Raw genomic sequence first — 13,784 nt, 5'->3', positions numbered from 1 at the left:
TCTAAAGCCCGTGCTGCATCGCACAACCCATGTTTTGGGATGGCTGTCCGGCGGGGCTCCGGACGGACAACAAATGGTGAAGACATAGCCGATGGAAGCGGTTGAGCTCAGCCCAGCTACGGCTTGACGTAAACGCTCTCATACTGGCCCGCATAGTCTTCGCGCCAGCCCCGTCTTTCCACCAGGAACTGGCGCAGCTGCTTGTGATCCTTCACCCAGAGCACCGCGTCGATCCGATATTTGTCGATGATGGTGTCCCAGGCCGTCTCGTCGATGTCTTCTCGAACCAGCTTGAAATAGTCACGCAGCAGATCGTCGGGATAGGCCGTCGCCGCCCGACCGTCGACGAACAGGGGCACCGCGCCGCGGGTGTAATAGATCAGCAGCCCGCCAGCGTTCCAGTGGTTCAGGAGTCGCGCATGAGGGAGGTGCGCCTTGAGGTAGTCGGCATCCTGTTCCGAGACCATTTGCGGAAGTTCGAGCTCCGGCGCCACATGCAGGAAGATCATCGGCAGCGCCAGCGCCCCGGTCAGGCCCGCAATCAGCAGTGATTTCTGAATCTCGCGCGCTGGCGGGCTTCCTGGAAGCAACTGATCGATGTGGAGGGCCAGCGGGAGTGCAGAAAACAGGAAGAAGAAGGACATGTATCTGAATTGATAGAACCCCAGCAGGAGGAAGAGCCAGGCGAGCAGCCTCGACTGCAAGGGAATGGGAGTCTGCCGCCCGCGATACACCTCGAGCGCTACAAATGTTGCCATGTAGATCATGCCCGGGATGCTTCCGGGCATTTCAACGTTGTGGGAGTAGGGCAGCCATTCGCCGATGTTGGCCTGCACGAAGTGGCCCATCGTCGCCGTCACGCCGTCATGGATGCGCCAGCCCAGCGGATTGACGAGCACTGCGGCCGCGCAGCCTAGTCCCGCAAGGCCATATCCCTTGCAGCGCGGCCAATCCTGCTGAAGCACAGCGGTGCCGCAGAACACGCCGATGACGAGGAATCCGATCAGGAAGCCGCCGTGCAAATTCACCCAAAGCACCATCATCGCGGGCAGCAACAGCAGCCATTTGGTTCCCGCGAGGCACACCCTGTAGAAGACCACGCAGAACAGCATCGTCGCGACGTTGGGCGAAGCGGCGAGATAGATGTTGGGGGCCGCCTCATAAGCGGGATAGAGCAGGCCCGCAGCGAAGACGGCGATGCAAACCGAGATCGCAGAAGCTCCGCGGCCCAGGCAGGCGGATGCAAGACATCCGACGATCATTCCGCCGCACGCCACCACAAGCAGAACAAGACCCGTCAGGCCGGTGGATTGCACCAGGCGGCTGGCGATCACGTCCCAAAGCCAGGAGAGATTGAACCACTGCTTGTCGCCGAGGGTGAACGACCAGGGATCCTGGAAGGGAATGGCCGCATGTGCTCGGATCAAGTCTCCGGCGGCGAGGTGCCATCCCAGGTCATAATGACCAAGCAGGAGCGGTGCATTGGACAGGTAAAAGGCACAGGCAAAGGTGATCAGGAACGCATAGGTTCCGAAGGTTGGCCTGGACGGGATTGTGCCGGAGCTGCCGTCTGGCCTGGAGCTGCTCCAGCTCGCGCGCGCATCCATCTCAGTCCCTTACGGTGGAAACGGACAGTCAAAGGTCTGCGATGCTTTTGGGCCTGCTCGTCCGGAAGCAGACTCGTTACGCTGTAGAGTGCAATAATCTAAAGTTGTGTAAACCGAAGCTGCGGCAACGCGGTTCCACGGCGGAAACAACGGTCATTGGTTCATGATTTCCGCTGGGCCTCGCAGGTTGGCAACGGTCGATTCACCATAGGCGCAGGACCGCACGTCGGTGAGATGAATCCGCAATTGATCCCGGCCATTGTGCCCGGAGGGGCGCCACCCGGGGCGTCGGCGGAATCAGGCCATTAAGGCAAGCATCAAAAGTGTCCGATATCACCAGTCCCACACGATGGATGCGGTCATCCGAGAAGACGGCATGGCGGAAGACTTGGCTTGCCTGTCTCGTCGGCCTGGTCGCGTTCCTGGTGTTCGCCAATCTCGCCGGCGACGCTGCGCTGGATGTCAAATACGGCTGGGATATTCGCGTCAATTGCGCGGCGGTCGATGCGCATGTCGACGGGCTGGATCCGTACTTCGTCAAGAATCTGAAGGGCACCAAGCTGTCCTATCCCTACCTGCCGGTGACGCTGGACGTTTTCCGTCCGCTCTGCGCGGGCGGCTTTTTCGTCGCTCACTACAGGAGCCTGTTTCTTGCGCTTGCCGCGCTCTGCGCGTGGCTCTTGCCAGGTCTTGGTCAGACTGTTGGCCGGACGCGTCTGAGCGCGCGGGATGTTGCACTCAGGGTGCTCTGCGCGCTCGGCGCATTCATCGGTTACGAATGGGTGCAAGCGACGGGAAATTTCGCGATTCTGAGTGGCCTGCTTACGGCGATCGCGTTGCAGCTTTTGCTTCGTCCCTGTGCTGCCGGAGCGACGCGGGATCCGAGCTATCGCGTGCGGCTCGCCGGCGCTGCGTTGCTCGGTCTCGTGACCTCGTTCAAGCTGGTGTTCTTGCCCGTGTTGGCCGCGCTCTATTTCCTGCCGCTGCGGCGTGGTCCGAAGCTTGCGTTGGTCGCGGTGGCCGCTTTCGGTTTCGCATTACCGATCCTCATTTCGCGTCAGCTGTACCCCGATCTGTTCGCGAGCTGGCAGCTTGCAATGGCGGGACGGATTCCCGACCAGCACGTGGTCGATCTCTTCGAGATCAATCCATCCTTGTTGCTGCTTGCGCGGGACCTCATGGATCATGCCGGCCTTGGCGGCGGCAAGGCAGCGGCATTCGCGCTCTACGCGCTGTTTGCATCCGCTCTCGTGCTTGTCCCCTTCGTCGCGTCCGTCCTGCGCCTGGTCGACGGCCCACCGGCGCGGCAAGGCGGATCGCTGCTGGCGCGACTGGATCGCGGGCTGATCGATCATCCCCGCACGGCCATGCGTATCACCGTGCTCGCGATGTTTGCGCTTTATCTTTGCTCGCCGCGCCTGAAGGAATATGCCTATTTCGAGCTCGCGCTTTACGCAGCGATACTCGTCGTCGATCTTCCGGCCCTGGCACTCGCCGCATTTCTCGTCGTCGGCCTCGCCTTTCCGGCCGTGATCTCGCTCTTGGGAATGGCATTCGAGGGCAGCTTCATCCTGCTCATCATTGCCCTCCTTGGCTACTGGATCCTGTTGCTGGATTTCCGCGCCGACCCGAAGCGCCTCGAGACGGAAGGCGCGCAATCCTGACGAGTCGTTGGTGCGGGCAGCCGGGGTCGAACCGGCACAGCGCTTGCGCACCGAGGGATTTTAAGTCCCTTGCGTCTACCAATTCCGCCATGCCCGCTTGATCCAACGAGATCAAACACTTAAGTCCCGTCCGACGGTCTGGAATCGACGCGTTGCGCCGGAGGTGTGTCTTCCTTAAGCGAGCCGGCGGCACAAGGCAAAGCCTCAATCCGGACATCTGGCCCTGCTTTAGGCATTCTCAATTCACGGGGACTATTTTTCTGCCCATGCCTGCTTCGCTTTCCTTGTCCCTGCGCCTCGCTTGCGCGGTTGCCGCGCTGGTCGCGGCCGGCTTCGCACTGTCCGGCTGTGCCGGCGTGAGCGAGACGATCGCTCCGGCCTTTGCCGATCCCGCCAGATACGAATTGTACGACTGCAAGCAGCTCGAGGCGGAGCGCAAGGGGCTCGCGTCGCGTACCGTGGAATTGCAGAGACTGATGGACAAGGCCGAGACCGGTACCGGCGGCGCCGTGGTGTCCGAGCTCGCCTATCGCAACGACTACATCGCCGTGCGCGGTTCGGCGCAAATGGCCGAGGACGCCTGGCGCCGCAACAGATGCCGGGAGACGCCGCCTGATGCAACGCCTGCCGCCGCGACGCCGCAGCGGCCGGACATCAAGCCCGCTCCGAAACGCTAGGGGCGCCAGCCGTAGATCCAGTCCTGCCGCGCCAGCATGCGGTCTGGGCCAAGCGCTCGGATCGCAAGATCGCGCGCGATCGCGAACGGGCCGCCCAGATGATAGATGCGGCCCTGTTGCCGCGCGGTGCGCTGCACCTTCCTGACACGCGCCTGACGCGCCTGCCCAAATCGCTTCAGCGCCGCCGTGACACCGGCGGCATCCTGCGCGTCCTCGAGGCTCAGATGCTGAGCCAGTACCGCTGCATCCTCGATCGCCATGCCCGCGCCTTGGGCCGCGAACGGCAGCATCGCATGCACGGCGTCGCCGAGCAGCGCGACCGGGCCCTTGCTCCACGGGCAGCCGTCGGGCACGCCGAACAGCGCCCATTTGCGCCAGCTGTCGACGGCGGCCAGCATCATCCGCGCTGTCGGCGGCCAGCGCGGTGCGGCGAAGGCCTCCATCACCTCCGAGGCATCGCCTGCCGCGCTCCAGCCCGGCCTGTTCCAGGTCCCCGGCAGCACCGCCACCACGTTGAGCTGCCGGCCGCCCGCGATCGGATAGGCGACGAGATGGGCGTTCGAGCCCATCCAGAGCTGCACCCGACGCGCCGTAAACTCCTTCGGCAGCTGCGTGGCATCGAGCGTGCCGCGCCAGGCGATCAGCCCGGAGAAGCGCGGCTGCACCTCGGGAAACAGATGCTGGCGGACCGTGGACCAGATGCCATCGGCGCCGATCAGCGCGCTGGCGAGATCGCTGCGGCGGATGGTCCCGCTGCGATGGACCACCGTCAGTCCCTTGGCGTGGGGCGCGACATCTTCGAATGTGGCCCCCAATTTCAAATCGATATCGGGATGGTCTGCGACCGCGCCTGACAGCGCCGATTGCAGGTCGGCCCGATGCACAACCCAATAGGGAGCGCCGGCGCGCGCCGCGGCGGCCTCGCCGAGCGGCATCCGCAGCACTTCGCCGCCGGTGCGCGCACTCATGATCGAGACCGCCTCGGGGACGACCGCACGCAGCTTCAGCCGCTCCGTCAGGCCGAGCTCGACCAGCACGCGGCTGGCATTGGGAGAGAGTTGCAGGCCGGCGCCGATGTCCTCGAGCCGCTCGGCCTTTTCCAGCACGACGATGCGGAAACCGCGCTCCGCCAGTGCAAGCGCAGCCGTCAGTCCTCCGATACCGGCGCCGGCAATGACGATCGTTCGCGGGAGGGCCACCCCTGACCGAAGCGAACGGTCAGGCCACCTTGTCCTTCAAGACGCATTCGGGCGGGCGGGCTTCGCCCGGCTTCAGGTCGGCGGCGAAGCGGTACAGCGTCGAGCAGTACGGGCAGATGATCTCGTTGTCGTTGCCGAGGTCCAGGAACACATGCGGATGATCGAACGGAGGGTTGGCGCCGACGCACATGAACTCTTGCGAGCCGATCTCGATGACGGGGACACCGGCATCGTTATGGAAGTGCGGGACGACATGGTCGGACATCGTAGTTCATCCTGGAGTGGCAATGGCGGCAGACACAATCAGCGGTGACGCGGCATATTATCGACGCCGCGGACCATACTGATGGGTGCAGGTGATTGCTAGCCCGGTGGAACCGAAAGGTTCGCAATTGCCCCATGCTCATTTGCTCATGCAAATTCGACACAATCTTGTCGCCTCAGAGAAGCCCTTCTTTCGTCGGGGACGTTGTGTCGCAATTTTGGCATACTATGTCTGTGGACACGCGAAATCGTGACGAAAGACCACCAGCGGGCGCAAAGATCCCGCGCGAGTGATCCAGCGAATGTCCAGGCTTTCAGCATGAAGTGGCTGCGAATCAGCTCCGCATTGACGGGGATCGCTGCATGCAGCCTTGTACTCGCGCAGGTAGTGCCGCATGCCCGCCAGGCCGGCGCTGTTCTCGCCGCCCAGGATGATCCGCCCGCCCTGTCCGAGCTCAAGCTCGATGCGGCCCTCGCAAACAACGACCGCCTGGTTCAGGACAATATCGAGGCGGCGCTTCACGAAGGTGACGCCGATCTCGCCGACAGCTTCGTCGCGCTCGCACGGGACCGCAACATCGCGCTGCCCGACGATCTTCTGAGCCGGGTCGCCGATGCGGTCAAAGTCGAAAATTCCTCCGCGCATTTCGCCAGGCGCTTTGCCACCGGGCTCGTCACCGGCAATGCCGACGACGTCGCGAGCCTGTCCGGGACGGTGGCCGGCGATCTCTTCGTGATCGGCGATATCAGGGACGTCGTGCGCGAGGGCAAGCATCTCGCCATGGGCGAGGACACCGACCGCCTGGTGCTTGGCCTCGCCACCGCTGGCCTCGCGGTGACGGCCGTGACCTACGTGTCGGCCGGCGGCGCGGCGCCTGTTCGCGCCGGGCTGACGCTGGTGAAGGATGCCCGCAAGGTCGGACGGCTCGGCGAAGGTCTCGCCGCATGGGCCGGCCGCTCCGCGCGCGAGGTGGTCGACACGCCGATGCTGCAGAACGCGGTCGCCTCCGGTTCGGTGCTGCGGCCGGGCGAGACCATGAGCGCGATCAAGGCCGCGTTCCGCGTCGAGAAAGCCGGCGCGCTGGTCCGGCTCGGCAAGGATGTCACGCGCGTCGCCGAGAAGACCGGTGCGCGCGGCGCAATGGATACGCTGCGGATCGCGGAAGGGCCGAAGGATGTTTCGCGCGCGGCGCGGCTTGCGGAAGCGCAAGGCGGCAAGACACGTGCGATCATGAAAGTGCTCGGCCGCAGTGCGCTGCTGCTCGTCGGCGGGGCGTTCGATCTCGCGCTGTGGCTGTTCGGCGCTGCCCTGACGCTGTTCGGCCTGCTGTCCTCGATCAAGGCGACCACCGAGCGCCTGACCCAGGCCTGGTGCGATCGCAGACGGGCGCGGCGGCTCCGCCGGGCCCAGGCTGCGGCCGAGGCCGCTCTGGCCAGCGCGGCCGCGACGGCCTAAGATCAACTCTTCCCCCCAACAATCCGGAACTGCTGATGCCGAGCTTTCACAACGGCGACGTTGAAATTGCCTATCTCGATGAAGGCGAGGGCGATCCGATCATCCTGGTGCACGGCTTTGCCTCGAGCAAGAACGTGAACTGGGTCTATCCGACCTGGGTCTCGGAGCTGCGCAAGAACGGCCGCCGCGTCATTGCACTGGATAATCGCGGCCATGGCGAGAGCGCAAAACTCTACGATCCCGCGCAATACTCGATCCCCACCATGGCCGCCGACGTGCTGGCGTTGATGGATCATCTCGCCATCCCGCAGGCCGACATCATGGGCTATTCGATGGGCGGGCGGATGACGGCCTGGCTCGGCCTCAATGAGCCGCAGCGTCTGCGCTCGGCGATTCTCGGCGGCATCGGCATCGGCGGCCTGATCGAGGGCACGGGGCCTGGCGAGAACGTCGCGAAGGCGCTGGAGGCGCCCTCGCTCGAGGACGTCAGCGATCCCGTCGGCCGCACCTTTCGTGCGTTTGCAGACCAAACCCGTTCGGACCGCAAGGCGCTCGCCGCCTGCCTGCGCGGCACCCGCGATCTCATGACCCGCGACGAGGCCGCACGCATCGACGTGCCGGTGCTGATCGCGGTCGGCTCGACCGACGATGTTGCGGGTTCGGCCAGCGCGCTCGGCGCGATCATCCCCGGGTCGGAAGTGCTCGATATTCCGGGCCGCGATCACATGCGCGCGGTCGGCGACAAGGTCTACAAATCAGGCGTGCTCGACTTCCTCTCACGCCGCGGCTGACTCGTCGTCCGCTGGTTCACCGCCGATCGATCGAAACAGCGCCATCAGCACCACGAAGGTCGCGACCCACACCATCCGTGCGCCATAGCGGTCGTGCGGGCCCGAGATCACGCCGCAGATGAAGGCATTGCCCAGCAGCGCCAGCGTCACGGTCGCCGCGAGGAGCGACAGGTCGTCGAGCCTGCGATGGGCGAGCGCATGTCCGAGCAGCACGAGCAGTCCCAGCATCGAGACCAGCGCGACCGGAACGTGCAGCCAGTTGACGTAGTCGAAATTGAGGCCCCAATGCTGCTGGCGCGCCGCGCGCATCGGTGCGACCTGCGCCGGGATGTAGCGTTCGATGATGCCATAGGTGTGCGGGATCCAGACGCTGGCGCCTTCGCCGGTCGCCACGTGGAGCAATTGCTGGCCCGTCGCCCGCAGCGCCGCACCGGCCTGCCAGACCGGATAATCGGCGAGCGATCGCACGACGATGGTGCCCATCTCGTCGTTGAGCCCGTCGAAGCGGCCGAGCGTGTTGAACATGCTGTTGCCCCACAGGAATTCGTCGGCCGTCGCCGGCAATTCATGGCGGTAGGGACAAAGCTTGAAGTCTTCGCGCGGGCAATGGTCATCGAGGAAACGCGCCACGATGCCGTCCTGCATCATGCGGCCGAAGGCGACGCCGTAGCCGCCGGGTGTCCAGGCCCATTTGCCCGATAGAGCGTGGTTGGCCGACAGCAGCATCAGACTGCCGGCTATGATGGTCAGGCTCGCGCAGGCCAGCCCGGCGATCGGGACACGGCGTCCCAGCAACGGCCGCGCCATCCAGCCGGCAACGCAGAGCCCGAGCAGCACGCCGAGCGTGGCGCTGTGGGTTGCGGCGGCAAAGGCGGTGAAGACGAACAGCGAGATCTTTTCGAGCACCGATGTCCGCGGTCCGCCGATCACGAGCAGGAACAGCGATAGGATCGAGAGACCCGCGAAGATGTCGGTGAGCAGCATGCTGGCGAGCCAGGGCAGGGCCGTCGACAGGATCAGCAACAAGCTGATCGCGACGAAGCGGAACGTCTGCATCATCGAGAGCACGCGCAGCGTCAGCTGCAGCAGCCACAGCGTCGCCAGCGACTGCACCGCGAGGTTGATCCAGAAGCCGAAATTCTCGCCATAATGCAGATAAAGCCCGAACACCGTGGAGCGGCTGGGGACGAGATAACCCTCGTACCAGCGCGCCAGATAGCCCCCGGTATCCCACTGCAGCAGCGGATAACCATTCCAGAACGCCGGTGCGATCATGACGAGGGGCAGAGCCACCGCCGCCAACCGCAGCCAAAAGGTACCCGCGGCGCGCGCGCGCAATTGATCAGTGGTGATGCTCAAGATTGCTCCGTCCTCGTGCCGAACATGCCCGCAATAGTGGTTGAGGCGAAATTCACCAATAGTTTGACGCCGCCCGGCTTGAATTTGCCGAAACTCTGACCACTTTGAGCCGACCTCGCCGCTCGGGGGCGTTCTGGGAAACCTTTGTGTTTCAAGGCGTTGGCATGCTTCTGCGGGGCAAGGCGCTGTTCACTCTCAGGCAAGCCCGTCAGGACTTTGTCGCCTAGACTATGCTATAAGGCCAGCCCAACGAGCCAATTCGAAAGAGCAGATTCCATGGCAGTGCATCAGGTCAATCCGGGAGGAAAGCTCGCAACGCTCGATCCGATCTGGGATCGGATCCGCGGCGAGGCCGAGGACATCGTCCACCGCGAGCCCGAGCTTGCGACCTTCATCTACTCGACCGTGCTGCATCACAGCCGCCTGGAAGATTCGGTGGTCCATCGCGTCGCCGACCGGCTCGATCACTCCGCGCTGTCGGGCGATCTGGTGCGGCAGACCTTCGACGAAGCCCTGCGCGACGATCCCGATTTGGGCAACGCCTTCCGCGCCGATCTCGTCGCCGTCTACGACCGCGATCCCGCCACCTCGCGCTTCATCGACCCCTTGCTTTATTTCAAGGGCTTTCACGCGCTCCAGACCCATCGCCTGGCGCACTGGCTCTACCTGAAGGGCCGCAAGGATTTCGCGTATTACCTGCAGAGCCGCGCGTCGGCGGTGTTCCAGACCGACATCAATCCGGCCGCGCGCATCGGCCGCGGCATCTTCCTCGACCACGCCACCGGCTTCGTCTGCGGCGAGACCGCTGTGATCGAGGACGACGTCTCGATCCTGCATGGCGTCACGCTCGGCGGCACCGGCAAGGAGAACGAGGACCGCCATCCCAAGATTCGTCATGGCGTGTTGATCGGCGCCGGCGCAAAGATCCTCGGCAACATCGAGATCGGCCATTGCGCGCGCATCGCGGCCGGCTCGGTCGTGGTGAAGCCGGTGCCGCACAACGTCACGGTCGCCGGCGTGCCGGCCAAGATCGTCGGCGAGGCCGGCTGTGCCGAGCCGTCGCGCACCATGGATCAGATGATCAACGCGATGGGTCTTTGAATTCGTGAGCTCGAGGGCCGGATTCTCCGGCCTTTTCGTCCCCCAAATTCTTTGGCAATTCATGCTGGCGGTTCGTCGCGTCTCGTCCTAAAACCCGCCGACCAATTTTGATCGGAGACTTGCCGTGGACGTCAAAGAAGTCAGAAAGTTAGATGCGTATCTGAAGCGCGTATTCGGCAATCCCAAGATCCGCGTCGTGCCGCGGCCGAAGAAGGACGATTCCGCCGAGGTCTATATCGGCGAGGAGTTCATCGGCGTTTTGTTCGTCGACGACGAGGACGATGATCGCTCGTTCCAGTTTCAGATGGCGATCCTGGAAGACGATCTGGTCGATCAGGAATAGCCCGGCCGGTGACGTGACGCGGAACTCCGCAGTCATCATCTGGTGATTGACGGGGCGGTGCAATCGGTCGCCGCCCATCCCATATTCCCTTCATGAAATCCGTGCTGATCTCCGGGGCGGGGATCGCGGGGCCGACACTGGCCTATTGGCTGCACCGTGCCGGCTACGTGCCGACACTGGTCGAGCGTGCGCCCGCGCTTCGTCGCGGCGGCTACGTCATCGATTTCTGGGGCCTGGGTTACGACATCGCCGAGCGCATGGGGCTGCTGCCGGCGCCGGCTATCATGTGCGCGAGATGCGCATCGTCGACGACGAAGGCGGGCGCATTGCCGGCTTCGGCACACGCGTGTTCGACGAGCTCACGGGCGGACGTTACGTCACGCTGGCGCGAAGCGATCTGTCGCGCTTGCTGTACGAGACATCTGCCGAGTCCATCGAGGTCCTCTTCGGCGACGAGATCGTTGCGCTCGAGGAGCGGGCCGACAGGGTCGGGGTTCGCTTGCGGCGTGGTGGAGAGCGCCACTTCGATCTCGTGGTCGGCGCCGACGGCCTGCATTCACAGGTGCGGCGTCTTGCCTTCGGGCCGCAACAGGCTTTCGAACGGCATCTCGGCTACGGTGTCGCCGCATTCGAGACCGACGGTTACGACAGGCGCGACGAGAACACGTACCTCATGTACGCCAAGCCGGGCCGCATGATCGGACGCTTTACCCTGCGTGATGATCGAACGCTGTTCGTTTTCATTTTCACCGGTGACACCGATCGATGGCCCGGCACGCTTGCCGAGCAGAAGGCGAAGCTGCATGACCTATATCGCGGCGCGCGATGGGAGTGGCCGGCGGCCGCCGGCGAACTGGATCGTGCGAACGAATTGTATTTCGATCGTGTCAGCCAGATCGAGATGGACAGCTGGTCGCGAGGACGCGTTGCCCTGATTGGCGATGCGGCCTTTTGCGTGTCGCTGGTCGCCGGACAGGGCTCGGCGCTCGCCATGATCTCCGCCTACGTGCTTGCGGGTGAGCTCGCACGCGCTGGCGGCAGCTACTGCGAAGCATTCAGCGCCTACGAGACCCGATTGCGGAGCTATATCGCGAGGAAGCAGCGCGGAGCGAAGCGCTTTGCCACTGCCTTCGCGCCGAGGACGTCGCGCGGCCTGTGGTTTCGAAACCAGGTCGTCAGGGCGTTCTCATTGCCCGGTGCGGCAAGACTTGTGGTCGGCCGCGACATCGCGGACAGGCTGGATCTGCCGGACTATCGCTGGGACGAGCGCGGCGAGGGAGCGACTGAATCGCGCGAGGGCCTGGGGATCATGCGATGATGCCATCGTGCCCCTGTTTTGCCCGACGGGTCAAGTCATAATTCGGTAAATACGAACCGCCGCCGGCCGCGGCTACGGTGCATGGGGTTGTTTTCGACTTTTTGTTATCGAGGCAGTGCTTACGCCTTCGGCCCGCGCAACTGCACCGTCAGCTTGTCCATGGCGTTCGCGACGTCGCGCCATTGCGACAGCCAGCTGCGTGGAAAGCGGAAGGTGAGGTCGGCGCCGTCGACGCGGCGCTCCGACAGGCACATGCCGGGTGTGGCCGCATCGCGCGTGCAGCGCGCAGTCAGCGCGGGGCTGGTCGCGGAATAGAGATCCTCGCTGCCATAGGGCGTGTCGCTGCGGAACGGACGCATCGTCAATCCATCGGCAGGTGTCGTCACGGACTGGTCGAGATAGTGCGGATAGATGGTCGCGGTGCGTTGCTCGGGCGAAAGCGCATCGTGATGTGCCGCGATCGAGAGGAAGATGCGGTCGATCGGCTGCATGGCCGTGTCGACGGTATCGGCGGTCACATGCGTGGGGCCGCTCGGCGCGTCGAGCGAGGGATAGAGGAAGTCGAGATCGATGCGCTCCTGCGGTCCGGAGTGCCGCTGGATCTTCATCCGGATCGCGGAGATCGGCAGGTTGAACAGCGTCCCGCCGACGCTGACGGGCAGCTTGTCCGGCACATCGGCGCCGCCCGGGCTCCAGGTCGGCCACAGCAGATAGGCGACCAGCGCGACCGCACCCGCCGCGAACACGCCAGTGAGCGCAAGCGGGACGAGATGCGCCCGTGGGCGCGTTCGTGCGCTTGCTTTGGGAGAGCGAGGGGAGGTTGCCGAAAACACCGTCATGACGTCACGCAAATGGGCCGGGTCGGCCGCTGGCCGACGAATCACCGGCGAATATGGCACGTGGCGGCGATTTCGCGGAACGTGCCGAGCCTGCCGGGAACAACGGGGGCTCTGCGTTGGGCGGGGGCGCCGTTAACCTTCGCTTAAGGATAATGTAGCGTTAACCGGCACTAGATGTCACAGGAAGGCTCCTCGCGTTGCGTATGGGCGGACTGTTCCGATGACACCTGAAGCTCTCAACACCTTGTTCGCGATCTGCATCGGCTTCGCGCTCGCGGGCGCGCTCGCCAATGGATACCAGGCGATGTCGCAGCGTCCCGCAGGCTTCGGGCTGTTGCAGGAGGGCGTCGCCCCCCGGACATTTGCAGCGGTGCCCTTCCTGGTGTTTGCCGCACCCTTCATCATCATGCGCAACACGCTGCGGGGCATGCGGCTGGAAAGCCGCCGCTTCGAATTCGTGATGATGGCGACCGTCATCGCCGGCTTCTGGAGCATGATGAGCGGCACCTTCTTCCTGATGACGCTGCGCGCCACCGGCGTCCTGGGCTGACGTTTGCAGGGTTGCCCGCTGTGGCGACCTTTGCCTCCGCGCCGTCGTTTCGCTATGGCTGGGGTTGACGCGACAGGAGTCCTCCATGGCGATCTACGAGCTCGACGGGCAGGCGCCCGATCTTCCCTCTGACGGCGATTATTTCATCGCGGAAACTGCGACCGTGATCGGCCGCGTGCGCTTGAAGCCGGGTGCGAGCGTCTGGTTCGGTGCGGTGCTGCGCGGCGACAATGAGTGGATCGAGATCGGCGAGGGCGCCAATGTGCAGGACGGCTCGACTTGCCACACCGATCTCGGCTTTCCCCTGGTCGTCGGCAGGAACTGCACCGTCGGTCACAACGTCATCCTGCATGGCTGCACCATCGAGGAGGGCGCGCTGATCGGGATGGGCTCGATCGTGATGAACGGCGCGAAGATCGGCCGCAACAGCATCGTCGGCGCCGGCTCCGTGATCACCGAGGGCAAGGAATTTTCCGAACGTTCGCTGATCATCGGCTCGCCCGCGCGCGTGATCCGCACACTCGACGAGGCCCAGGTGCAGAAGATGGGAAGTGCGGCGAGGTTTTACGTCGCCAACGGCCCGCGCTTCAAAAAGGGCCTCAAGCGGATCGGCTGA

At 64.3% G+C, this 13,784-nt stretch carries 14 protein-coding genes and 1 tRNA gene; 9 read left to right on the top strand and 6 right to left on the bottom strand.

Going from position 1 to position 13,784, the window contains the following annotated elements; translation table 11 throughout:
• Window positions 1-116: 116 nt before the first annotated feature.
• A complete protein-coding gene (locus BM222_RS12860; RefSeq protein WP_092228609.1) occupies window positions 117-1,607 on the bottom strand; it encodes a hypothetical protein in 1,491 nt (496 codons plus the stop codon).
• Window positions 1,608-1,960: 353 nt separating this feature from the next.
• Here BM222_RS12860 and BM222_RS12855 point away from each other — a divergent pair, with 353 nt between their 5' ends.
• Window positions 1,961-3,271, top strand: a complete 1,311-nt coding sequence (locus tag BM222_RS12855; protein ID WP_244547110.1) for a hypothetical protein — start codon at window positions 1,961-1,963, stop codon at window positions 3,269-3,271.
• An 8-nt stretch (window positions 3,272-3,279) separates the two neighbouring features.
• Here the strand turns inward: BM222_RS12855 and BM222_RS12850 are convergent.
• Window positions 3,280-3,368, bottom strand: a tRNA-Leu gene (locus tag BM222_RS12850).
• Window positions 3,369-3,537: 169 nt separating this feature from the next.
• Between BM222_RS12850 and BM222_RS12845 the strand changes: the two genes are divergently transcribed.
• On the top strand, window positions 3,538-3,948 hold the full coding sequence (locus BM222_RS12845) for a twin-arginine translocation pathway signal (protein ID WP_092228607.1): 411 nt from the start codon (window positions 3,538-3,540) through the stop codon (window positions 3,946-3,948).
• Here the strand turns inward: BM222_RS12845 and BM222_RS12840 are convergent.
• Together BM222_RS12840 and BM222_RS12835 are read right to left on the bottom strand one after the other, a co-directional pair.
• The gene (locus tag BM222_RS12840; RefSeq protein WP_092228606.1) at window positions 3,945-5,147 is read right to left on the bottom strand and encodes an FAD-dependent monooxygenase; all 1,203 of its coding nucleotides are present in this window, start codon (window positions 5,145-5,147) and stop codon (window positions 3,945-3,947) included. The genes BM222_RS12845 and BM222_RS12840 overlap by 4 nt on opposite strands.
• A 19-nt stretch (window positions 5,148-5,166) precedes the next feature.
• Entirely contained in the window at window positions 5,167-5,412 is a 246-nt protein-coding gene (locus BM222_RS12835) for a zinc-finger domain-containing protein (protein WP_008562814.1), read from the bottom strand.
• Window positions 5,413-5,730: 318 nt separating this feature from the next.
• Between BM222_RS12835 and BM222_RS12830 the strand changes: the two genes are divergently transcribed.
• Together BM222_RS12830 and BM222_RS12825 are read left to right on the top strand one after the other, a co-directional pair.
• Complete coding sequence (locus BM222_RS12830; RefSeq protein ID WP_092228605.1) at window positions 5,731-6,867, top strand: hypothetical protein; 1,137 nt, start codon at window positions 5,731-5,733, stop codon at window positions 6,865-6,867.
• 35 nt (window positions 6,868-6,902) lie between these two features.
• Window positions 6,903-7,658, top strand: coding sequence for an alpha/beta fold hydrolase (locus tag BM222_RS12825; RefSeq protein WP_177243179.1), 756 nt, complete (start codon window positions 6,903-6,905; stop codon window positions 7,656-7,658).
• On the opposite strand, the gene BM222_RS12820 is transcribed toward BM222_RS12825, so the two are convergent.
• Window positions 7,644-9,017 (bottom strand): hypothetical protein, encoded by a 1,374-nt coding sequence (locus tag BM222_RS12820; protein WP_177243178.1) that lies wholly within the window; start codon window positions 9,015-9,017, stop codon window positions 7,644-7,646. The genes BM222_RS12825 and BM222_RS12820 overlap by 15 nt on opposite strands.
• A gap of 276 nt (window positions 9,018-9,293) precedes the next feature.
• Between BM222_RS12820 and cysE the strand changes: the two genes are divergently transcribed.
• The 3 genes from cysE to BM222_RS12805 all read left to right on the top strand — a co-directional run bounded on the left by cysE (window position 9,294) and on the right by BM222_RS12805 (window position 11,779).
• Window positions 9,294-10,118 (top strand): serine O-acetyltransferase, encoded by an 825-nt coding sequence (gene cysE, locus BM222_RS12815; protein WP_092228603.1) that lies wholly within the window; start codon window positions 9,294-9,296, stop codon window positions 10,116-10,118.
• 124 nt (window positions 10,119-10,242) lie between these two features.
• Window positions 10,243-10,461: a DUF3126 family protein gene (locus BM222_RS12810; protein WP_007602550.1), complete on the top strand. Its 219-nt coding sequence runs from the start codon at window positions 10,243-10,245 to the stop codon at window positions 10,459-10,461.
• Between the two features lie 295 nt (window positions 10,462-10,756).
• Window positions 10,757-11,779, top strand: coding sequence for an FAD-dependent monooxygenase (locus BM222_RS12805; RefSeq protein WP_244547109.1), 1,023 nt, complete (start codon window positions 10,757-10,759; stop codon window positions 11,777-11,779).
• Window positions 11,780-11,898: 119 nt separating this feature from the next.
• On the opposite strand, the gene BM222_RS12800 is transcribed toward BM222_RS12805, so the two are convergent.
• Window positions 11,899-12,618: a hypothetical protein gene (locus BM222_RS12800; protein WP_092228602.1), complete on the bottom strand. Its 720-nt coding sequence runs from the start codon at window positions 12,616-12,618 to the stop codon at window positions 11,899-11,901.
• Window positions 12,619-12,838: 220 nt separating this feature from the next.
• Here BM222_RS12800 and BM222_RS12795 point away from each other — a divergent pair, with 220 nt between their 5' ends.
• Entirely contained in the window at window positions 12,839-13,168 is a 330-nt protein-coding gene (locus BM222_RS12795) for a DUF6949 family protein (RefSeq protein ID WP_092228601.1), read from the top strand.
• A gap of 85 nt (window positions 13,169-13,253) precedes the next feature.
• Window positions 13,254-13,784, top strand: coding sequence for a gamma carbonic anhydrase family protein (locus tag BM222_RS12790; protein ID WP_092228600.1), 531 nt, complete (start codon window positions 13,254-13,256; stop codon window positions 13,782-13,784).

The sequence above is a fragment of the Bradyrhizobium sp. Gha genome, assembly GCF_900113735.1.
GTDB lineage: Bacteria > Pseudomonadota > Alphaproteobacteria > Rhizobiales > Xanthobacteraceae > Bradyrhizobium.
This window is presented reverse-complemented; position numbering and strand designations above follow the sequence as displayed.

Bases quoted from the DNA above. Each gene is read 5' to 3' on its own strand.
- cysE (WP_092228603.1), top strand. From the start codon at position 9,294: ATGGCAGTGCATCAGGTCAATCCGGGAGGAAAGCTCGCAACGCTCGAT.
- BM222_RS12790 (WP_092228600.1), top strand. From the start codon at position 13,254: ATGGCGATCTACGAGCTCGACGGGCAGGCGCCCGATCTTCCCTCTGAC.
- BM222_RS12830 (WP_092228605.1), top strand. From the start codon at position 5,731: ATGAAGTGGCTGCGAATCAGCTCCGCATTGACGGGGATCGCTGCATGC.
- BM222_RS12860 (WP_092228609.1), bottom strand. From the start codon at position 1,607: ATGGATGCGCGCGCGAGCTGGAGCAGCTCCAGGCCAGACGGCAGCTCC.
- BM222_RS12845 (WP_092228607.1), top strand. From the start codon at position 3,538: ATGCCTGCTTCGCTTTCCTTGTCCCTGCGCCTCGCTTGCGCGGTTGCC.
- BM222_RS12835 (WP_008562814.1), bottom strand. From the start codon at position 5,412: ATGTCCGACCATGTCGTCCCGCACTTCCATAACGATGCCGGTGTCCCC.
- BM222_RS12805 (WP_244547109.1), top strand. From the start codon at position 10,757: ATGCGCATCGTCGACGACGAAGGCGGGCGCATTGCCGGCTTCGGCACA.
- BM222_RS12855 (WP_244547110.1), top strand. From the start codon at position 1,961: ATGCGGTCATCCGAGAAGACGGCATGGCGGAAGACTTGGCTTGCCTGT.
- BM222_RS12795 (WP_092228601.1), top strand. From the start codon at position 12,839: ATGACACCTGAAGCTCTCAACACCTTGTTCGCGATCTGCATCGGCTTC.
- BM222_RS12825 (WP_177243179.1), top strand. From the start codon at position 6,903: ATGCCGAGCTTTCACAACGGCGACGTTGAAATTGCCTATCTCGATGAA.
- BM222_RS12800 (WP_092228602.1), bottom strand. From the start codon at position 12,618: ATGACGGTGTTTTCGGCAACCTCCCCTCGCTCTCCCAAAGCAAGCGCA.